At 26.8% G+C, this 20,600-nt stretch carries 20 protein-coding genes; 3 read left to right on the top strand and 17 right to left on the bottom strand.

The genetic code is table 11. The features are described 5' to 3' along the window. Positions 1–12: 12 nt before the first annotated feature. Positions 13–333: a hypothetical protein gene (locus BN8917_RS08910; protein WP_066873557.1), complete on the bottom strand. Its 321-nt coding sequence runs from the start codon at positions 331–333 to the stop codon at positions 13–15. A 317-nt stretch (positions 334–650) separates the two neighbouring features. Between BN8917_RS08910 and BN8917_RS08905 the strand changes: the two genes are divergently transcribed. Further along, positions 651–1,073, top strand: coding sequence for a transcriptional regulator PerR (locus BN8917_RS08905; RefSeq protein ID WP_066873554.1), 423 nt, complete (start codon positions 651–653; stop codon positions 1,071–1,073). A 158-nt stretch (positions 1,074–1,231) separates the two neighbouring features. On the opposite strand, the gene BN8917_RS08900 is transcribed toward BN8917_RS08905, so the two are convergent. The 7 genes from BN8917_RS08900 to tig all read right to left on the bottom strand — a co-directional run bounded on the left by BN8917_RS08900 (position 1,232) and on the right by tig (position 8,973). Beyond that, a complete protein-coding gene (locus tag BN8917_RS08900; protein WP_066873551.1) occupies positions 1,232–1,768 on the bottom strand; it encodes a hypothetical protein in 537 nt (178 codons plus the stop codon). Positions 1,769–1,997: 229 nt separating this feature from the next. Further along, on the bottom strand, positions 1,998–2,378 hold the full coding sequence (locus BN8917_RS14060) for a hypothetical protein (RefSeq protein ID WP_084748557.1): 381 nt from the start codon (positions 2,376–2,378) through the stop codon (positions 1,998–2,000). Between the two features lie 149 nt (positions 2,379–2,527). Continuing rightward, the gene (gene yihA / locus BN8917_RS08895; RefSeq protein WP_066873548.1) at positions 2,528–3,118 is read right to left on the bottom strand and encodes a ribosome biogenesis GTP-binding protein YihA/YsxC; all 591 of its coding nucleotides are present in this window, start codon (positions 3,116–3,118) and stop codon (positions 2,528–2,530) included. 10 nt (positions 3,119–3,128) lie between these two features. Next, positions 3,129–5,438: an endopeptidase La gene (lon, locus tag BN8917_RS08890; protein ID WP_066873545.1), complete on the bottom strand. Its 2,310-nt coding sequence runs from the start codon at positions 5,436–5,438 to the stop codon at positions 3,129–3,131. 143 nt (positions 5,439–5,581) lie between these two features. Beyond that, positions 5,582–6,871, bottom strand: coding sequence for an ATP-dependent Clp protease ATP-binding subunit ClpX (gene clpX / locus BN8917_RS08885; RefSeq protein ID WP_066873538.1), 1,290 nt, complete (start codon positions 6,869–6,871; stop codon positions 5,582–5,584). Positions 6,872–6,901: 30 nt separating this feature from the next. Continuing rightward, the gene (gene clpP, locus BN8917_RS08880; protein WP_066873535.1) at positions 6,902–7,495 is read right to left on the bottom strand and encodes an ATP-dependent Clp endopeptidase proteolytic subunit ClpP; all 594 of its coding nucleotides are present in this window, start codon (positions 7,493–7,495) and stop codon (positions 6,902–6,904) included. A gap of 188 nt (positions 7,496–7,683) precedes the next feature. After that, positions 7,684–8,973: a trigger factor gene (gene tig, locus BN8917_RS08875; protein WP_066873532.1), complete on the bottom strand. Its 1,290-nt coding sequence runs from the start codon at positions 8,971–8,973 to the stop codon at positions 7,684–7,686. Positions 8,974–9,743: 770 nt separating this feature from the next. Here tig and BN8917_RS08870 point away from each other — a divergent pair. After that, positions 9,744–11,327 (top strand): DEAD/DEAH box helicase, encoded by a 1,584-nt coding sequence (locus BN8917_RS08870; protein WP_066873530.1) that lies wholly within the window; start codon positions 9,744–9,746, stop codon positions 11,325–11,327. A gap of 34 nt (positions 11,328–11,361) precedes the next feature. Here BN8917_RS08870 and BN8917_RS08865 read toward each other — a convergent pair whose 3' ends face one another. From BN8917_RS08865 to BN8917_RS08835, 7 genes are all read right to left on the bottom strand, one after another. Beyond that, a complete protein-coding gene (locus tag BN8917_RS08865) occupies positions 11,362–11,565 on the bottom strand; it encodes a hypothetical protein (protein WP_066873527.1) in 204 nt (67 codons plus the stop codon). 69 nt (positions 11,566–11,634) lie between these two features. After that, a complete protein-coding gene (locus BN8917_RS08860) occupies positions 11,635–11,823 on the bottom strand; it encodes a hypothetical protein (RefSeq protein ID WP_066873524.1) in 189 nt (62 codons plus the stop codon). A 183-nt stretch (positions 11,824–12,006) separates the two neighbouring features. Further along, positions 12,007–13,347 carry a M23 family metallopeptidase gene (locus BN8917_RS08855; protein WP_066873522.1) on the bottom strand — a complete coding sequence of 447 codons (1,341 nt, stop codon included), beginning with the start codon at positions 13,345–13,347 and terminating at the stop codon, positions 12,007–12,009. 136 nt (positions 13,348–13,483) lie between these two features. Next, positions 13,484–14,008 (bottom strand): hypothetical protein, encoded by a 525-nt coding sequence (locus BN8917_RS08850; protein WP_066873519.1) that lies wholly within the window; start codon positions 14,006–14,008, stop codon positions 13,484–13,486. Next, complete coding sequence (locus BN8917_RS08845; RefSeq protein ID WP_066873516.1) at positions 13,992–14,519, bottom strand: restriction endonuclease; 528 nt, start codon at positions 14,517–14,519, stop codon at positions 13,992–13,994. Before BN8917_RS08845 ends, BN8917_RS08850 begins: the two co-directional genes overlap by 17 nt. Positions 14,520–14,606: 87 nt before the next feature. Next, on the bottom strand, positions 14,607–15,977 hold the full coding sequence (locus tag BN8917_RS08840; protein WP_066873513.1) for a TcaA 3rd/4th domain-containing protein: 1,371 nt from the start codon (positions 15,975–15,977) through the stop codon (positions 14,607–14,609). Between the two features lie 22 nt (positions 15,978–15,999). Then, positions 16,000–16,341 (bottom strand): hypothetical protein, encoded by a 342-nt coding sequence (locus BN8917_RS08835; protein WP_066873510.1) that lies wholly within the window; start codon positions 16,339–16,341, stop codon positions 16,000–16,002. Between the two features lie 135 nt (positions 16,342–16,476). Here BN8917_RS08835 and BN8917_RS08830 point away from each other — a divergent pair, with 135 nt between their 5' ends. Then, the gene (locus tag BN8917_RS08830; RefSeq protein ID WP_066873508.1) at positions 16,477–17,250 is read left to right on the top strand and encodes a histidinol-phosphatase HisJ family protein; all 774 of its coding nucleotides are present in this window, start codon (positions 16,477–16,479) and stop codon (positions 17,248–17,250) included. A gap of 35 nt (positions 17,251–17,285) precedes the next feature. On the opposite strand, the gene BN8917_RS08825 is transcribed toward BN8917_RS08830, so the two are convergent. Both BN8917_RS08825 and BN8917_RS08820 read right to left on the bottom strand, forming a co-directional pair. Next, complete coding sequence (locus tag BN8917_RS08825; RefSeq protein WP_066875437.1) at positions 17,286–20,207, bottom strand: insulinase family protein; 2,922 nt, start codon at positions 20,205–20,207, stop codon at positions 17,286–17,288. Between the two features lie 183 nt (positions 20,208–20,390). Next, positions 20,391–20,588, bottom strand: coding sequence for a hypothetical protein (locus BN8917_RS08820; protein WP_066873505.1), 198 nt, complete (start codon positions 20,586–20,588; stop codon positions 20,391–20,393). Between the last annotated feature and the right edge of the window lie 12 nt (positions 20,589–20,600).

Below are 20,600 nucleotides of genomic sequence, written 5' to 3'. Positions count from 1 at the left end.
TATCTCAGTCTATTATCTAGAATTTTTTAGAACTGTTAAATCAATTAGTTCATTTTGGAATGCCTTTAATAAAGCTTTTTCTAAGACTTTTTGTTTATCAAAATTTTCTATATCATTACAAATAGCAAATACTTTATTTTCTTCACCCTTTACATTTTTATAAGTTAAAGTAACATTAGGCTTATCATACTCAACTTTTATTATTTTTATTCCCCAACTTATATTTGCATACTCATCCTCTATAGTTAATTTGCTCATAGCCTTTAATTTTTGCTCTTCCTTAATAGGATCATTAATTATTAGAAGTTCATCTCCTACCCTATATTTAGACATAATTTCGCTGCTTAAATTATTTGAATTTATAGCAACTTCCCCCCTTTTGTTTATATAAATATATTTATAAAAGAAATCGCGTCCTTTTTACTTTATTTTACCATATTATAAATTTTATAACAATTATTTTTTTACAAATAATACTGTAATTATTTTGTTTATTATTTTATTTGATTTTGATATAATTTATAATGAATTATAATTGTTAATAGTTTTTTAATTTATTAATAGTAATTATCATATAATTTTTTTTATTATTTGACATTAATTCTTTAAAGATATAAAATATAATTAATAAACTAAGAAAGGAGATTAGTATGGATAATATAACTAAGGTTTTTAAGGAAAAGAAACTAAAATTAACTCCTCAAAGAATAGCTGTATATAAATTTCTACAAAGTACTTGTGAACACCCTTCTGCTGAGTCAGTTTATAAAGCTTTACAAGCAGATTATCCAACTATGAGTCTTGCTACTGTATATAAAGCATTAAAAACTCTAGTTGAAGTTGGTCTTATTGAAGAAATTAATGTTGGTGAAGGCAACTTCAGATATGATGCTAATATATCTGAACATTCACATATTCAATGTATAAATTGTTCAAAAGTTGAAGATTTAATGGGAATAGACTTTCAATCTATAGATACTCAAGCAGAAAGCTTATCAAAATATAAAATACTAAACCGTAGAGTTTATTTCTATGGATTATGTGAAGATTGTTCAAACAAAACAAACGAATAAAAAAAGCCATATATCCATATATGGCTTTTTTTACATTAAAAATTATTGCTTATCAACTATTCTCTTATTTTTAAAATTATATATTAAGAACTAAATATCATTTAGGAATGTATTTTTTTACTTCTAACTTGGAGATAAAGTGCCTACACCTTTTATCTTTAATATTTTATTTCTCCATTTTTATACATCTCTATAACCTTATCTATAAATTTTGCTTTTTGAGGATTTACAACACTCTTAATACTTAATAACATTTCTATATTTTCATCAACATTAGCTTTACTTTGCATATTATTCATATTATTTGAATGCATATTATTCTGATGCATATTATTTGGATTCATGTTATTTGGGTTCATATTATTTTGATACATACCATTTTGATTATTATTCATAAAACCTCTATTATTTCTATTCATATTTTGCATCATAGACGCTAAGCCAGCCATACCTGGTGGCATATTTCCCATATTAGGAAAACCGCCTTGAAGTCCTCCTCCCATATTTCCTCCTGATAAAAGTGAACTTAAATTATTTATATTAAATCCATCTTTATTCATAGCTGACATCATTTCTGAAAACTTTGAAACATCTATATTATTTGCTTTTAACATATCCATCATTTGGGGATTTAACCCCATATTATTTTGCATATCTTCATCATTTCTTCTATCTCTATGTCTTTTTTTTGACACCTTACTCCCCCCTATAATATTTATGTATATTATATATTTATTTTTTTGGAGGGCTATACGCCCTCCATCCTTACTTTGTAACACTACTTCAGTTACATATACACAAAGTAATAAGATTATCAAATAGCAACAGTTAATTACTTCTCAGAGTCTCAATATAACTCTTAACACTTATAGTAACAACATTATTGCTTCTCACTGCATTAACTTTGGATTATAATTCTTCTAATTAACAGAAGCCTCTATTATTATTGAAGCCATTTCCACATCCACAACAGCAAATTATAATTATCCACCAAATCCACCAGCAGTTATTGTTTCCGCAGTTATCATTTGATCCACAGCAACAGCAATCGCAGCATTCACAACGACGGCGTTTTCTTGACTTACAGCAGCATCTACAGCATGAATTTCCCCAGTTGCTTCCGCCTCCAAAGAATCCGCCTCCATTTCCGCCTCCGCAGCAAGCTAATAATATTAATATTAGCCACCAACAATTGTTGCTTCCATTTCCGCAACCACAGTTTCCAAAGCCACCACAGTTATTAAATCCATTGAATCCACAATTTCCTTCGTTATTTGCTCCATTAAGAATTTCATTTAATTCCATGAGATTTATCCTCCTAGTTTGTATTTTGTTTTTATAGTATATATTATTCTATCTCTATCTTTTTGCTACTATATTTTGTAATATTTTCTTTTCCCTAAAAATATAATAAAAAAATAGAGTGAATCTAAAATTCACTCTATTTTTACTTATTAAATTTCATTCAAATCACTAAATAACTCATCAATCAATTCATCTTTTCCTTTTTTATTTAAAGATGAGAAGAATAATAATTTTTCTTCCTTTGACATTCCTAAAGTTTCTCTTATTAACTTTTCAGCTTTGGCAACTTCATTATTAGATATCTTATCTCTTTTAGTTGATACAACTCTACAATCATATCCATAATGCTTTATCCATTCATACATTAAGATATCATCTGCATTTGGCTTACGTCTACAATCAACTAATAAAACAACTCTTTTAAGTGGGGCTCTATCTACTAAATAATTTTCAATTGTTTGTCCCCAACTTTCTTTTTCTTTCTTTGATACCTTAGCATATCCATACCCTGGAAGGTCAACTAAATAAAACTCATTATTTAAAATAAAGAAATTAATTAATTTAGTTTTACCTGGTGTTTGGCTGACTTTTGCAAGTCCTCTTCTGTTAGTTAATGCATTAATTATTGATGATTTACCGACATTTGATCTACCTACAAAAGCAATTTCAGCTAATCCTGTCTCTGGATATTGATTTTTTCTAACTGCTGATGTAACAAATTCTGAAGTATTAATTTTCATATTTACTCTCCTATATTAGTGCATTTTCTAGCACTGTTTCTATTTCTTTTGCACTTATTATATTAAGACCTGATTTAATATTACTTGGAATATCCTTAAGGTCTTTTTCATTAGCATAAGGTATTATTATTGTCTTTATCCCTACTCTACTTGCTGCTAAACATTTTTCTTTAAGTCCTCCTATAGGTAGTACCTTTCCTGTAAGAGTAATTTCACCTGTCATAGCAACATTATGTTTAACTAATCTACCTGATAGAACTGATACAAGTGCTGTAGTCATTGTGACTCCAGCTGATGGACCGTCTTTTGGTACTGCTCCTTCTGGAACATGTATGTGTATATCTTTATTCTTATAAAAATCTTTATCTTTTATACCAAATTTATCATAATTTGATCTTACAAGAGAATATGCAGCTTTTGCTGATTCTTTCATCACATCACCTAATTTACCTGTAAGCTCAAGCTTTCCTTTTCCATCCATTATGCTAACTTCAACTGGTAATGTATCTCCACCATAAGCAGTCCACGCCATTCCCATAACTACTCCAACTTTATCTTCTCCAAGCTCATCATATGAATAAACTCTAGGCCCTAAATACTTACTTATCATTTTAGTACTTATATTAAGTCTTTCTCTATCTGTTTCTACTAATTGTCTTATAGCTTTTCTTATTAATTTAGCTAATACTCTATTTAAGGATCTTACTCCTGATTCTCTTGTATAATAATTTACTATTTCTTTTATACTTGAATCTGATATTTTTAATTTTTTATCTGATAGATTATGTTCTTTAAATAATTTAGGAATTAAATATTTCTTAGCTATATTAAATTTCTCTTCATATGTATAACCTGAAACTTCTATTATTTCCATTCTATCTAAAAGTGGTGTAGGTATACTATCTAATGAATTAGCTGTTGCTACAAAAGTAACTTCTGATAAATCTAGATTTAATTCTAAATAATGATCTCTAAAGCTTGAATTTTGTTCTGGGTCTAAAACTTCTAAAAGTGCTGAGGCCGGATCTCCTTTATATTCACTAGCCATCTTATCAAGTTCATCTAATAAAAATACTGGATTCATTGTTCCAGCAGTTTTAATAGCTTCTACTACTCTTCCTGGCATAGCTCCAACATATGTTTTTCTATGACCTCTAATTTCAGCCTCATCTTTTATTCCACCAAGTGACATCCTTACAAAATCCTTATTTAAAGAATTTGCTATACTCTTTGCTATAGATGTTTTACCAACTCCAGGTGGGCCAACCAAGCAAATTATTGGACTCTTAAGGTTTTTACTTAGTTTTTTAACTGCAAGATAATCTAAAACTCTTTCCTTAACATCTAATAATCCATAATGTTCTGAATTTAATATCTCTTTAGCTCTTTTTATATCAATTAATTCATTTTTATATTTTCCCCAAGGTAAATCAAATAAAGTATCTAAATATGTTCTAATTACACTACTTTCTTGTCCACTTCCTGAAGCTGCTATTAATCTAGATATTTCATATTTAGCTTTTTCCTTTACATATAAAGGAATTTTCTTATTCTTTAATTTCTTTTGATATTCCTCTACAGCTCTTTTATCTTCATCATCTTCACCAAGTTCTTCTTGTATAATTTTTAATTGCTCTCTTAAATAATACTCTTTTTGGCTCTTATCAGTATTTTTACTTACTTTAGCCTTTATTTTTTTTTCTAAAACAACTATTTCTTTTTCATTTTTTATATGTAAAAGTACTTTTTCTAATCTTTCTTTTACATCTAGAATCTCTAATATTTCTTTTTTATCTTGTTCATCTATAAGAATATATGAACAAACCATATCTACTAGCTTATCTGGATTAGAAGTTTCATTAAAACTACCTATCATCTCTCTTAAAGGTCCTGCAGTTAATTTTAAAAATAATCCAAACTCATCTTTTATCTCTCTTATAAGTGCTACTATTTCTAAATCATCTAAATTTTCTTCTATTACATCCTCGATTTCACCAGAAATAAATTCTTCATTTATATCAAAACTTATAAGTTTAGCTCTTCTAATTCCTTCTACTAGAACTCTCTTTGTTCCATCTGGAAGATTAACTATTTGTTTTATTTCACAAACTGTACCTATAGAAATTAAATCCTCTATTTTAGGTTCTTCTACATCATCATCTTTTTGAGGAATAAGGAAAATATAACTTCCTTTATTCATAGCTTCATTGACTGCTCCAGCTGATAATTTTCTTCCTATATCAAAGTAAGTTATCATACTTGGAAACACAGTCATACCTCTTAGAGGTATCAGAGGTAACTTTATTTTTATGTTTTCCATTTCTCTGCCTCCAACCTATTTTATTTTCTAGTCTTTTACAAGTATACACATAATAATGTCTTTTTTCAACTTTTTAAAATTTGTATGTATAATATCAAAATTAATAAAGAGACTTAGAATTAGATCTAAGCCTCTTTTTAAAATTAAGCAGTTTCTATTGTATTTTTAGTTTTCTTTTCAACTAAAACAGGTCTTTCTTCACCATCTGCAACGACTTCTATTTCAGGTTCTTTTTTTTCTTTTATTGTTTCTTCAGTTATCTTAACCTTTATAATATCTGTTCTTGAAGGAATATCAAACATTATATCAGTCATAACTTCTTCAATAATAGCTCTTAGACCTCTAGCCCCTGTATTTCTCTTAATCGCTTCATTAGCTATAGCAACTAAAGCTTCATCAGTAAATTCAAGAGTTACATTATCAAGTTCAAATAACTTCTTATATTGTTTTACTAATGAATTTTTAGGTTCTTTTAAGATTCTTACTAAAGCATCATTATCTAAAGCTTCAAGAGTTACTATAATAGGAAGTCTTCCTACAAATTCAGGAATAAGTCCAAATTTTAATAAATCTCCTGGCATTAAGTTTTTAAGAAGTTTACCTAAATCTTTTTCTTTCTTAGATTGTATTTCTGCTCCAAATCCCATAGAACTCTTTCTTGTTCTATTTTCTATTGCCTTATCAATACCATCAAAAGCTCCACCACAAATAAATAAAATATTTGAAGTATCAAGTTGTATTAGTTCTTGATGTGGATGTTTTCTTCCTCCTTGAGGTGGTACAGATGCTACAGTACCTTCAAGTATTTTAAGAAGTGCTTGTTGAACACCCTCTCCTGAAACATCTCTTGTTATTGATGGATTTTCAGATTTTCTAGCAACCTTATCTATTTCATCTATATAAATAATTCCCTTTTGAGCTCTTTCAACATCATAATCCGCATTTTGTATAAGTTTTAATAAGATATTTTCAACATCTTCACCTACATATCCAGCTTCTGTTAATGTTGTTGCATCAGCTATTGCAAAAGGAACATTTAAGAATTTTGCAAGAGTTTGGGCAAGTAAAGTTTTACCTGATCCTGTAGGCCCTAAAAGTAGTATATTACTCTTTTGAAGCTCAACATCATCATTTGAGATATTTACGTTTATTCTTTTATAGTGATTATAAACAGCAACTGCTAATGATCTCTTAGCATCATCTTGCCCAACAACATATTGATCTAAATGTTTCTTTATATCTGCTGGCTTTGGTAAATCTTTATTTTCTACTTCTGTTTTTCCATCAAACTCATCTTCTATTATTTCTGAACATAATTCTATACATTCATCACAAATATAGGCTCCTGGTCCTGCAATAAGTCTCTTAACTTGTTCTTGATTCTTACCACAAAAAGAACATTTAAGTTGCTTCTTATCATCATACTTCGCCATTTTTATTCACCCCTATCTTCAAGTCCACTACTATTTTCCTATTTGACTTCTGTCTATAACTTTATCAACTAATCCATATTCTGCTGCTTCTTTAGCATCCATGAAATAGTCTCTTTCAACATCAACTTTTATTTTTTCTAAATCTTTTCCTGTATTTTCACTTAAAATCTTATTTAAGTTTTCTTTTATCTTTAAAATTCTCTTAGCATGTATATCTATATCTGTTGCTTGACCTTGGAATCCACCTAAAGGTTGGTGAATCATTATTTCACTATTTGGAAGAGCAAATCTCTTACCTTTTTGACCAGAAGATAATAAAAATGCTCCCATTGAAGCAGCCATTCCTATACATATAGTTGAAACATCTGGTTTAATATATTGCATTGTATCATAAATTGCCATTCCTGATGTTATTGATCCACCAGGTGAATTTATGTAAAGATATATATCTTTATCTGGATCTTCACTTTCTAAAAATAATAACTGAGCAACAACTAAATTTGCACTTACATCATTTACTTCTCCGCTTAACATTATTATTCTATCTTTTAACAGTCTTGAAAAAATATCATAACTTCTTTCTCCCCTGCTAGTTTGCTCAACAACCATTGGAACTAAACTCATAAAATTCCCTCCTATTTCAAAATTCTAAAATAAATAATTTTAGACTTATAATTATAATATTGCCACACTTAGGGTAATATCATACCTTTTTATTTAATTATATAAAACTTTTAGTAATTTGTTAATCTAAATTATTAAAATAATTGCCAGAAAATATATTCTGGCAATTTTTTATAACTATTAAATTACTATTTTGTTACCTTAGCAGCCTTTACTAATAGATCAACTGTCTTAGTTCTTAATACATCAGCTTCTAAAGCAGCTCTTTGTGTTTGTAATAACATTTCTGCTATTTTATCAGCTTCAGCAGCATACATCTTTGCAACTTCTGTTGCTTTTTCTTTTAATTCTTCTTCTGAAACTTCTACATTTTCAGCCTTAGTAACTTCTGATAATACTAAATCTGTCTTAACTTTTCTTTCAGCATTTTCTTTCATGTAAGATTTCATCTTATCTTCGCTGCTTCCTGTTAATTCATAATATTGATCTAATCCTAAACCTTGGTATGATAATCTTTGTTCAAGACTCTTTATCATATTATCAGTTTCTTTATCTATCATAACTTCTGGTATTTCTACTGTAGCATTATCTACTACTGCATTTATTACAGCTTCTCTTAATTCAGCTTCAGCTCTTGAAGCGCTTGCTTCTTCTGCTTTCTTTGTAAGATCAGCTTTTAATTCTTCAATTGTTTCAAATTCTGAAACTTCTGAAGCAAAATCATTATCTAATTCTGGAAGTTCTCTAACATCTATTCTATTAACAGTAACTTCGAACTTAGCTTCTTTTCCGTTTAATTCTTCTTTTCCATATTGTTCTGGGAATGTAACGATAACGTCTTTACTTTCACCTTTAGCAAGACCTATTAATTGTTCTTCAAAGTTATCTATGAAGCTTCCTGAACCAATTTCTAAAGGATAATCTTTTCCTTCTCCACCTTCGAATGCTTCATCACCTATGAATCCTTTGAAGTCTATAACAGCTAAGTCTCCATTCTCAACTTTTCCATCTTTCTTTTCTTCTACTCTAGCATTCTTTTGTTGTAAAGTTTTAAGTTCCTTTTCAACCATTGTAGCTACATCTTCTGCTTCTGCTTCTTTAACTTCTACACCTTTGTAGTCACCTAATTTAACTTCAGGCATGACTGTTACCTTAGCTTTATAGATGAAATCCTTTCCTTCTCCAACTTCAACTACTTCAATTTCTGGGAAAGCTACTGGGTTTATTGAATTTTCATCAATAGCCTTTTCATAACTTTCTCCTACACATGTTTCTATTGCATCGTTATATAAAACTTCTGCTCCATAGAATTTCTTTACCATTTGTAAAGTAACTTTTCCTTTTCTAAATCCTGGTATGTTGAAATTCTTAGCATTTTTTCTGAATGCCTTTTGAATAGCTTCATCAAATTTTTTAGCTTCTACTTTTATTTCTAACTCAACTAAGTTAGTATCTACTTTTTGCATTTTAACTTCCATTATATATTCCTCCTAATTAGATAGTGGTTATTATCATATTTATTTTTAAAAATAACTAGTAACTTAGATATTATAACATATTATGTCTTTTTTTTTCAAATATTTATTTTCTATTCCTTCTTTATATCAAATATTATTAAAACTAGTTATATTTTTTTGTAATTTATAAAATATTTCTATGTAATAAAATAATACTTTTCTTTATTTTAACATATTTAATAGAATATTTTAACTATATTTATTAATTAAATATATATTTACCATTAACGTTCTCTTATCCTGTTTAGAATTTAACTTTATTCTTTTAAATTATTAAATTATTTTAATTAACTTATATAACTAAATAACTCTATATTATTTTCCAAATATATCCTGATTCAGTATAAAATTTATTTATATATTTTAATTTCCTTTATTATATTAATTCTATCAGAAAAATTACCTTTATTTACGTTATCTATTTTCTAAAATATTTTTATTCCTATATAACAAATAATTTCAAGTATAAATAAACTTCTAGAAAAGAAAAATATAAAATATAATAATATCTTATTTTTCGTAATATTACATATTAAAATATCTAATTTTATTATAATAAAATTTTCTTTTATAAAATTAAACTCATGCATTATATATATAAATTTAGTAACAATTTCTCATTTTTTTATATTAATGACTATTTGATTATATATTGATACTATGTTATGATTAGCTTTGTTTAAAAATTAATACGCGATAAATAAAATTTAATATAAGAAAGAGGAAAAAGAATGATCAACATAAAATTTAAAGATTTAGGCTTAAAGGAAACTTTATTAAAGTCAATAACAGATATGGGGTTTGAAACACCTTCTCAAATCCAAGCCGAAAGTATTCCAATAGCCTTAGAAGGCCATGATATAATTGGTCAAGCACAAACTGGAACTGGTAAAACAGCTGCATTTGGTTGTGCTTTAATAAACAACTTAAAAATAGATAAGAAAAATAAAAATCCTAAAGCCTTAATATTAGCACCTACTAGAGAACTTGCTATACAAGTAAATGATGAACTTGTTAAGCTTGGGAAATATGATAAATTAACTGTACTTCCTATATACGGTGGTCAACCAATAGATAGACAACTAAGAGCCTTAAGACAAGGAGTTGACGTTGTTGTTGGAACACCTGGTAGAGTACTCGACCATATAAGAAGAAAATCATTAGTTCTTTCAGATATAGATTTCTTAGTTCTTGATGAAGCTGATGAAATGTTAAATATGGGATTCATAGATGATCTTGAGGAAATTGTTAAGTCTCTAAAAACAGACAGACAAACTCTTTTATTCTCTGCTACAATGCCATCACAAATAAAAAATCTTGCTAAAAGATATATGAAACCTGATACAAAACATGTTACTATTAAGAAAACTTCATTAACAGTTTCTAAAATCTCTCAAAAATATTTCAAAATAAAACACAGAGACAGATTCGAAACATTATGCAGAGTCATAGATTTTGATATGCCTACTGCTGCTATAATCTTCTGTAAAACAAAAAAAGGTGTTGATGAAGTTGTAGATTCAATGCAATCAAGAGGATACAGCGTTGAAGGAATGCACGGAGATATGACACAAAAACATAGATCATTAACTCTTAAAAAGTTCAAAGAAGGTAATCTTGATTTCTTAGTTGCTACTGATGTTGCTGCTAGAGGAATAGACGTTGAAAGAGTAAGTCACGTATTTAACTATGATTTACCTCAAGATATCGAAAGTTATGTTCATAGAATAGGTAGAACAGGAAGAGCTAACAGAGAAGGTACTGCTTATTCACTTGTTACACCAAAAGAATTATCATTCTTAAAACAAATTCAAAAACATACTAAGAGTGTTATTGATATACAAGAAGTACCTACAGCTCAACAAATATTTGAATCTAAATTTAAGAGTATAGTTGCAGATGTAAAAGAAGAAATTGAAAATAAAGATTTCGAAAAGTTCTCTCCAATAGTTTCAGAACTTGCTACTGAATTTGACTTAGCTGACATAGCTGCTGCTCTTATGAAGATGGCATTCCATAAAGAAAGTAAAGTTGACTATTCAACAGATAAATTAGAATCACCACAGGATGAAGCTCAAACAAGATTATTTATCTCAGTTGGTAAGAGAGATGGTTTAACTCCTAAGCTTCTAGTTAACTTCTTAAAAGATACTGCTAGAATTTCAGCAAAACAAGTTGGAGATATAAACATAATGGATAATTTCTGTTTTGCTAATGTAGATTCTGAAGTTGTTAAATCTCTTATGGATAAATGTATCGGAAAGAAACTTAACAGAAGAAGAGTCAATATAGAAGTCGCTAAAAAGAGAAAATAAACTAAAAAAAGAGAAGCAAAACATTGCTTCTTTTTTATTTATCTATATCTAGCATTTTATCTAAACCATTAGAAATAATATCTCTTAAAACTTCCCCATTATCGTTATATCCCTTTTCCTCTTGTAGAATATCAAATATTCTTTTTATTCTGCCTTCTAAAACCAAAGTTAATCCCTCAACTTCTTTATTATCTGAAGTTTTAAATATTTCTCTAATAATTTTAATTGAATTCTTCAAACATAGCCCTCCTAAAATATCTTAATTTTATAAGTTCTATGTAATAAATATAAAATCCTTTATTTATCTCTATCTTCTTTTCTTACCACAGCAACTTCCACTCCCATTATGCTTTGGACATTCTGAAGCTTTTGTACCACAACATGTTTTAATTAATCCTAATTCTTCTTTTTCATCTATAGTTAAAACTGCTACATTAGTATCATAATCTTCATATTCTACTTCATCAAGCAATTCTTTTTTCTTTATTTCTATCATGAAATACCTCCTAAAAACTATTATTTTAATAAAAGATATTATAAACTCAACTATATTTATAAAATTATTCTATCTATCTTATTATAACATGAATAAAATATAATATTTATCTACATGTAAAAGAAAAAGAAGTTTCCAATAATAATTACTGGAAAACTCCCTTATTTTATGAATATTAAAAATTTATCTTATATAATTCATTGGATTTACATAAGAACCATTATATCTCATTTCTAAATGAAGATGTGGGCCTGTACTATTTCCTGTTGAACCAACAAATGATACAGTTTGTCCTTGACTTACTCTTTGACCTGCACTAACATTTAAACTGCTTGCATGAGCATATAAGCTAGTATAACCATTTCCATGATCAATTATTACCATGTTACCAAATGAACTATTATATCCAGCAGTAGTTACTACTCCTCCAGCTATAGCTTTTATAGGAGTACCTGAACTTGCACCAAAATCTGTTCCTCTATGGAAACTTTGTTTACCTGTGATTGGATGTATTCTTGATCCATAATTAGAAGTGATTACAGCATTAACTGGTTTTATAAACTGTACTGAAGTACTTCCTGAGCTACCTGAGCCTGAATTAGAACTTGATTGATTATTACTACTTGAAGAATTATTACTTCCAGTATTATTATTTGTTACTGGAGGTGTGATTATATTCTTATAATATTCTTCTAAGTTTACATTATCATGTTCATATTTACTTATTTCATCTTGTATAGCTTTTTCTCTATCACTTAAAGCATTATATTCTCTAGTTCTTTCATCCTCTAGAGCCTTTAGCTTTGAAGCTTCTTGTGCATATTCTTGTTCAAGCTTTTCCACTTCTTTTTTTGATTCTTTTACTTTAGCCTGAGATGATTCAATCCCTGCTCTTGTGTTAGTTAAATCTTTTTCTTTATCTTCAAGCTCTTTCTTTTTAGATTCAATTATAGATTTATCGTTTTCAATCTCAGCTATTAGCTCTTGGTCTGTTTTTATTATTATATTTATGTTAGCTATATTACTTAATAAATCACCAATATTTTTAGATTCTATAAGCATATATATCATTTTATCTCCAACATTATTCATATATGTACTTCTAAGTCTTTTATCTAAAATCTCTTGTTTTTTCGCTAATTCTTTTTCTTTTTTTTCTATCTCTTTTTTTACTTGGTCTATTTCCTTTTCTACATCTTTTATTTTATTTGTAAGAGTATCTATTTCACCTTGTAACTTATTTATTTCACTTTCAAACCCTAAAACTTTTTGTCTAGTTTCTGTTAAAAGCTTATTTTGTTCATTAAATTTATTTTTAGCTTCTTCAAGTTTCTTTGCACTTTCTGATTTTTCATCTTTAAGGTCGCTTTTCTTATCTTGTAATTCATCTATTTTATTATTGTTTGATTCAATTTTACCCTTAATTGATTCTTTTGAATCCGCTTTAGCTAATACTGGATTCCCTAATACAGTTGAAGATAATACAGCACTAAGCGTCAGTGCTATAATCTGTTTCTTTTTCATATGTATTCCCCCATTTTATTCTCTATTTTGCTATTATTGTACTATATTTTTCCTAACTTCTTATGTATAATCTGTTAACATTTCAATTGTTCTTCTTTTTTTTACATTTTATTTAAACTTCCTTAATTCTTTAATGCTACATTTCTAAAGAATATTCCTCTTCTATAAATTCTCTATAACTTTTATTAAACTCATTTTTATCAAAAATAATATATCCTATATCACTTTCATCTAAAATACTATAAAAACTTCTATCTATATTAGATATACTAACAACAATTAAATTACTACATTCTTTAAATATACAATAACCAATATAGTACTTTGCTTCACTACTTTCTAGAATAAATTCATCGTTACTAAATACAACTAAATATTTTTCACTATCCTTATAGGCAATACTTATATTTTCACCTATCCTTTGAAAGTTATTAAATCCCTTTTTAAATAAATACTCTTCTGACCAATCTAAGAATTCAACATCTGATAAAGTCTTTAAATTATCTAAGATACTCAAATCTCTATTTATATAATTATAATTATCTATTATTTTATAAAGCTTTATTCCACTTGAAATCAGATTAATACATATAATGATAAGCAATAAAATTTTTAAATTCATAAATATATCCACTTTTCCTATATCATATAAAAGATTCATTAACATCCCCCTCAAATAATATTCTTTCTTTTACTTTTCTAATTTCTTTAATAAAATTTTCCCCTTCTATATACTCTATTTTAAAGTTATGTAAGCTAAAGTCTAATTCATTTTTTGCAGCTTTATCTATTTTCCCATTAGTTAATACAACACCCTTATCAACATTTTTTTTACTCATTTCATAAATAAATGAAATCAAACTTTGCTTATCCATATCATCACTATATTCTTTAGCTTGTTTATAATAAAATAATATTTCCTTTTGATTTTTAACTGTTAATATAAATTCATCAGTTTGAGTAATTACCTCATAATTATTTATTAATAAATATTCTTGTATTAAATCTCTAAATTCATCATAAGTATATAAACTTACAGTATTAAGAACAGGCATACCTATTTTTCTTTTGCTTTTTTCTCTTATCTTTAAAGATCTTTTTAAAAATATATTAAGTATCTTACTTACTAGAATAGAAAATACAAATAAATATATAATATTTTTAAAACTCATAATAACACCTCCTAGCCAAATTATTGTCATCTATCATAGTTTATATACAAAAAAGAACTCTAGGTATACCCTAAAGTTCTTTTTATTTTATTCTATATTTTTAAGATTGAATCCCTCAACATCATCAACTATCCAAGTTCCATCTTCATATCTCATTTTTGTAAAGAAATTCTCATTATAATTTTGACTTTTTAATGGAACTCCAAATATTTCTTTTTTAACATTATAATCTAAGTTAACAACTATATTTGCAATATATTTATTATTTTCATAGCTTATTACACTCTTATCAAAATCTATATTTACTTTATTCACTTTATAGTTATTTTTAAATAAAAATGCATTTTGTTTTATAGTTCCATATATCTTATTTTTCACTTCATCTGTAGCCATAGATATCTTATTTTTATCATCCGCTTCTAAAGCTTCAAATACTGTTTTATAGAATTTATCCATAACTGAATTTATACTTGCTTCAATAGCTGAATTTTTTAAATCTAAGTTTAAATTAATATCTGGAATATCAGTTATTTTAACAATATTACTCGCTATTTCTCCCCAAGGTGTTTTATACTTAATAGCTAAATTATAGCTACCATCAGTAGGAAATGGTCCTACATTTTTAAAATCTTTAACTAGTACACCAGTATCTTTTTCATTTATATATACCTTAGCATCATTAAAATTACTATTTACATTTATATAAGCCCCCTTTAAAGGTATATCAAGCTTAGTTTCTTTAGTTAAATTAATATCTTTTTGCTGCTTTAAAGTAGCGTATTTATCTGTCTTTTCTAATTCTATAGTATACTTTCCTGGAGATATTAAATTAAATTTAGCAGTTTTATTTTTTGATAAAGTTCCTTTCTCTTCTCCATTAATTAATATCTTTGCACCTGCAACATTTGAGCTTAAATCTAACTGTTTAAATTGAACTCCTATATAATATTTTTCTCCTATAAACTTTTTCTCAGCTATAAGCTTAGTTGAATATAAAGTTTTATTATCTTTTAAAGCTGTTTTTATACTATCTATTCTTCCCTTATCTTCAGAATAGAAACTTATGAGAGGTTTTACATCTTCCTGTGTTAATTCCTTATTATTATAATTGACAACCTTTAAAATCTTCGTAAGCTCTTTTGCATTTCCTTTTTCTAAAGCTACACTAAAATCATTTATTATTTTATTCTTATTTGTATTACCACTACCTATTACAAATCCTACAATCATCATAATCGCAATGATTAAGACAAGTGGCACAAATTTAAGATATTTATGTTTTCTTAACATATCAATTTTTCCTTTAGTTTTATGTAAAAACTTTATACTCTTTAAAAACATCTTAAATTTATTAAATTTATTTTTAAACGTAAACTTATATTTAGTATTTTTCCTTTTTTCTTTTAACACTAATTTTGCCTTATTGTATTCTTCTAAAAATTTTTCCTTAAAGGTCACAACTTCTCCCCCTAAATATTTATTATTCTAAAATGTTTATCATCCACTTGTTACATTCCTTACATTTGTAAACTTGTATTCCAAATGGATCAAGAACTGTCCCTTCATATTCTTCTCTTCTACTTCTAACTTCTTCTAAAGTTAAAAAATCATCATCCTCTGTTAAAACCCCTATAATTTCAGCAAATTTATTTTCCTTAGTCTTATTACAACAATCATTTAATTCTGCACATTCTATATCTTCTAATTTTAAATCCTCTTCAAATTCTTTTACTATATCTACCACATCCATATAATCATTTAAATTATCTTGAAATTCTTCTTTTGTAAAACTAACTCCATCTATATTAAATAATTCTTTCATCTTTTTCCTCCTATTATACTTAATAATCTAATTATACTATTATAATATTACATAGTTTTTTATTTAATGTAAATTTATTTGTTCAAATTAATACATATGTTATAATTTAAATAAATTTTATTTGGAGGATTTTAAATGATTTTTGATACACATATGCACAGTGAATTTTCATTTGATTCTGAAATGACTGTAGATGAAATATTAGAAAAGAAAAATAAACTTAATATAGGTATAAGTCTAAGTGAACATATTGACCTTGATTGTCCAAACTTACCTTTAATAGATGTAGATAAGTATTTAGAATTTTATAAACCTTATAGAAATGATAGTTTTCTTGTTGGTATAGAGCTTGGAATGTCTGAATTTTGTATTGAAGAAAATAAATTATTCTTACAAAAGCATCAAGATAAATTTGATATAATAATAGGCTCTATACATACATTAAATAAAAAAGATATCTATAACTTTATAGGACAAGCAGGACTTATAAAAGAAGAGGTTTATAAAAATTATCTAGAAGCTATGCTATTTTCGGTAAAGAAATTTAATTTTTATGATACTTTAGCCCATATAGACTATATCTGTAGATATGCTCAATTTAATGATAAAGAACTTTACTTAGGAGAATATTCAGAGATTATAGATAGTATTTTTAAAGTCTTAATAGAAAAAGATAAATGTCTTGAATTAAATACTAGGAGACTAGATGATCCTAAAGCATTTAACAACATGCTTTCTATATATACTAGATATAAGAATCTTGGTGGAAAATATGTAACATTAGCTTCTGATTCTCATAATAAAGATGATATAGCTAAAAACTTTAAATTTGCTATAGATATATTAAATAAGACTGGATTAAAACCTGCTTATTTTAAAAATAGAAAAAGAATTATATATGATATCTAAAAAAGGAAGGAGATTGTACTCTCCTTCCTTTTTTATTATTTAATAACTTTAACTAATTGATCAAAGATATCTTTATTTTCTTTAAGCTTAGCTTCATTTCCTAAAGCACATATATAATTTTGGTTCATAACGTTCTTGAAAAGTCCTGAGAAGTTCTTTATTGTATCAACATTTGCTGAAAGTATTTCTTCTCTCTCTTTTTTTCTTTGTTCATAACTTATACCACTAAGATATAATGTTGTTGCTACTTCACCTTTTGAACTATTTCCTATAGGTGTATCAAGTTTTCTTACTGTTCCTATTATATACTTTTGCATTTCTCTATTAGACACATCAAAATTATCTAAATAATTTGAAACACCATCATAAGTATCTAGAGTCTCTTTAACCTTAGGATCTCTATAAGATACTATATAACAAGCTCCATCTCTTCTAAAGCTTGAGAATACTCCATAAGCTCCACCTTTAACTCTAACATTATTCCATAAATAATCAAAACCTAAAATAGTTTCAAGTAATGTCATAGCTCCATTATATTTATATCCAGCTTCAATATAGTTTCCACCTTTCCCTACATATTGAACATCACCTTGCATTAATAAAGCTTCATTTTTTACTTTTACTTCAAAATTATAATTATTATAAGTTAATTTATCATCATATAATGAATCTATAAATGGTTTAACAGCTTTTTCAAACTCTTTATATTCATCATCTGTACCTGAAAAACTTATAAGTAAATTATTCTTATTAAATATTAATTTAGATATTTCTTTTAATTCTTTTTCTATTTTAGCAATATCAAAGTTTTCTGAAATATCAACTAGATAGTTATAATATTCAAGACCTGCTAATGATTCTTCATAAGCTCCTTTTGATGAAATATATGATAATATCTTTTTAGATACTATTCTATGTCCTGAATCAAACAGTGAACTTTCTATTCTAGATTTCTTTTCTCCTAAAATTTCTTTTATTCTCTTTTCATCCTTAAGATTTGTATTTAGAAGAACCTCTTTTAAAATTTCAAATACTACTTGTAATTTAGATTCTAAACATTTTAAAGAAACTTCAACATATGGTTTATATTCATTTTGTTTATTTGCATTCGCAATACTACATGGTGAATAAGATATTCCACCAGTATTAATATTTATAAGGTTTGCTAACTTTTCATATGAATAATTTTTGGTTGAACATCTTCCTAAAATATTACTTAAAAATGTAATTCTATTAATAAGCTCCTTATCTACAGCTCTTGAATCAAAATACATATTTACATATGATATTTTATTTGTATGGAAATTATGATGTAAAACCTTAACTCCATCTATTTCTTTTTCAGTAAGAGGTAATTTTTCTGGTTCCTTACTTATATCAGAAAGTTCAATAACTGGTATAGCTTCTAATGCTTTGATATCATCTGGAGTTTCTTGTCTCTTTTTAAGAACCTTACAACTCTCTATTAATTCATCTATTTGCTTATCTGTAAAACTATCTTTTATTTTCTTAAGCTTATCTTCAAGATATTTTTGCTTTTCTTCATTTAATCCTTTTTTAGGATGTAAGCTAACAAGTGAACTATGATTATTATTTAATAAATATTTTTCTATTAAATCTTCAAAATAGTTAGTTGTTAAAGCAGTCTTTATTTTTTCTAAAGCTTTTTCATATTGAATATGAACAAATGGATCTCCTTCATATAACCAACTATCCATCATTTTTAAATAATAGATAAGTCCTTTTGGATATGAACCAAAATCTCCTTCTCTAAGTTCAAACTCTACTCTATTTATTGAAGCTTCAATAAGTTCTTTATCTATTCCATTTTTAACAAGATCATTTAATGTATTCATAACAACATTTTTAAATTCTTGTTCTTGATTCTTCTTAGCATTTTTAACAAATATAGTGAAGCATGGTTGTTTAACTCCATTATCATATTCACCACTTACAGCCTTACCTATTCCTGCTTCTAATAAAGCTTTTTTAATAGGCGCTGCTGTTGTTCTAAGTAAAAGATAAGCAAGAACTTCAAAAGCTAAATACATTTCTCCATCTATAGCATTACCTACTGAGAAGTTTAAACTATAAAGACTCTTATCATCTTCATCCTCTTCTTCACTAATTCCATAGAATAATTCTACTTCTTTCATAGTATCAAATGGAACTTCCACACCTATTTGTGAATTTATTTCTTTTCTTTCAAAATTACTTAAATATTCATCATTTATAAAACTTAATTCTTTCTGAATATCACCATTTCCATATAAGAAGATATATGAATTTGAAGGATGATAATAAGTTCTATGGAAATCTAAAAATTCTTCATATGTTAAATTAGGAATTTCTGCTGGATCTCCTCCTGAAGATACTGCATAAGTAGTAGTTGGATATAAACTTCCAGGTATATTTCTAAATAATAAAGAATCTGGTGAAGAGTATGCTCCCTTCATTTCATTATAAACAACACCATTATACTTTAAATCATCATTTTTATCTTCTATACTATAGTGCCATCCCTCTTGCATAAATATTTCTTTATGTTTATATATATTAGGATATAAGACAGCATCTAAATAAACATCCATTAAATTAAAGAAATCTTTATCATTTCTTGATGCAACAGGATAAACTGTTTTATCTGGATATGTCATAGCATTTAAAAATGTATTAAGAGAACCCTTTAATAATTCAACAAAAGGTTCCTTCATATCAAATTTTCTTGATCCGCATAATACTGAATGTTCTAATATATGTGCAACACCTGTACTATTCTTAGGTGGTGTTCTAAATCCTATTGAGAAAACTTTATTATCATCGTCTGTAAGAACCTTTATAAGTCTAGCTCCTGTTTTTTCATGCTCAAAAAGCACAGCATCAGAATCTATTTCTTTTAACGTTCTTCTTTCTATAAGCTTAAAGCCATTATATATATTTCCAATTTCAAGATTCATTTTCTCAGCTCCTTCTTTTATATAATTTATTTTTCTATAATATATTATATAATATTCTACCATATATAATCATTTATATCCAAACAAGGATTTTTATCTATAAATTTCTTTAAAAAATTCACCTAAATAATAAGGAGGTGCCTTTCTTTAAGACCCCTCCTTAATTAATTATATTAAATATTTTTATTTTTTAGGTGGTTCATAGTAATTATCCATTGTAGATTTTACACTACTTAGAGCATTTTCTACCGCTTGAAGTGAATTTTCTATATTTTTTCTATTCACATCTTTTTCAACTGTTGATAATGCTTTTGTTAAATGTTCTTTTGAATATTCTAAGTCTTCTATACAACATTTTACATTTTCTTTTGCATTTTTCATTTTTCTTCCTCC

The organism is Clostridium mediterraneense, from assembly GCF_900091705.1.
In the GTDB taxonomy this organism is placed as follows: domain Bacteria; phylum Bacillota; class Clostridia; order Clostridiales; family Clostridiaceae; genus Sarcina; species Sarcina mediterraneense.
Note: the sequence above shows the minus strand (reverse complement) of the source record. Positions and strands in the feature narration are given on the sequence as shown.

Bases quoted from the DNA above. Each gene is read 5' to 3' on its own strand.
- BN8917_RS08910 (WP_066873557.1), bottom strand. From the start codon at position 333: ATGTCTAAATATAGGGTAGGAGATGAACTTCTAATAATTAATGATCCT.
- clpP (WP_066873535.1), bottom strand. From the start codon at position 7,495: ATGAGTTTAGTTCCAATGGTTGTTGAGCAAACTAGCAGGGGAGAAAGA.
- BN8917_RS08905 (WP_066873554.1), top strand. From the start codon at position 651: ATGGATAATATAACTAAGGTTTTTAAGGAAAAGAAACTAAAATTAACT.
- BN8917_RS08835 (WP_066873510.1), bottom strand. From the start codon at position 16,341: ATGAAAGAATTATTTAATATAGATGGAGTTAGTTTTACAAAAGAAGAA.
- lon (WP_066873545.1), bottom strand. From the start codon at position 5,438: ATGGAAAACATAAAAATAAAGTTACCTCTGATACCTCTAAGAGGTATG.
- yihA (WP_066873548.1), bottom strand. From the start codon at position 3,118: ATGAAAATTAATACTTCAGAATTTGTTACATCAGCAGTTAGAAAAAAT.
- clpX (WP_066873538.1), bottom strand. From the start codon at position 6,871: ATGGCGAAGTATGATGATAAGAAGCAACTTAAATGTTCTTTTTGTGGT.
- BN8917_RS08830 (WP_066873508.1), top strand. From the start codon at position 16,477: ATGATTTTTGATACACATATGCACAGTGAATTTTCATTTGATTCTGAA.
- BN8917_RS08825 (WP_066875437.1), bottom strand. From the start codon at position 20,207: ATGAATCTTGAAATTGGAAATATATATAATGGCTTTAAGCTTATAGAA.
- tig (WP_066873532.1), bottom strand. From the start codon at position 8,973: ATGGAAGTTAAAATGCAAAAAGTAGATACTAACTTAGTTGAGTTAGAA.
- BN8917_RS08850 (WP_066873519.1), bottom strand. From the start codon at position 14,008: ATGAATCTTTTATATGATATAGGAAAAGTGGATATATTTATGAATTTA.
- BN8917_RS08820 (WP_066873505.1), bottom strand. From the start codon at position 20,588: ATGAAAAATGCAAAAGAAAATGTAAAATGTTGTATAGAAGACTTAGAA.
- BN8917_RS14060 (WP_084748557.1), bottom strand. From the start codon at position 2,378: ATGGAATTAAATGAAATTCTTAATGGAGCAAATAACGAAGGAAATTGT.
- BN8917_RS08845 (WP_066873516.1), bottom strand. From the start codon at position 14,519: ATGAGTTTTAAAAATATTATATATTTATTTGTATTTTCTATTCTAGTA.
- BN8917_RS08860 (WP_066873524.1), bottom strand. From the start codon at position 11,823: ATGATAGAAATAAAGAAAAAAGAATTGCTTGATGAAGTAGAATATGAA.
- BN8917_RS08870 (WP_066873530.1), top strand. From the start codon at position 9,744: ATGATCAACATAAAATTTAAAGATTTAGGCTTAAAGGAAACTTTATTA.
- BN8917_RS08855 (WP_066873522.1), bottom strand. From the start codon at position 13,347: ATGAAAAAGAAACAGATTATAGCACTGACGCTTAGTGCTGTATTATCT.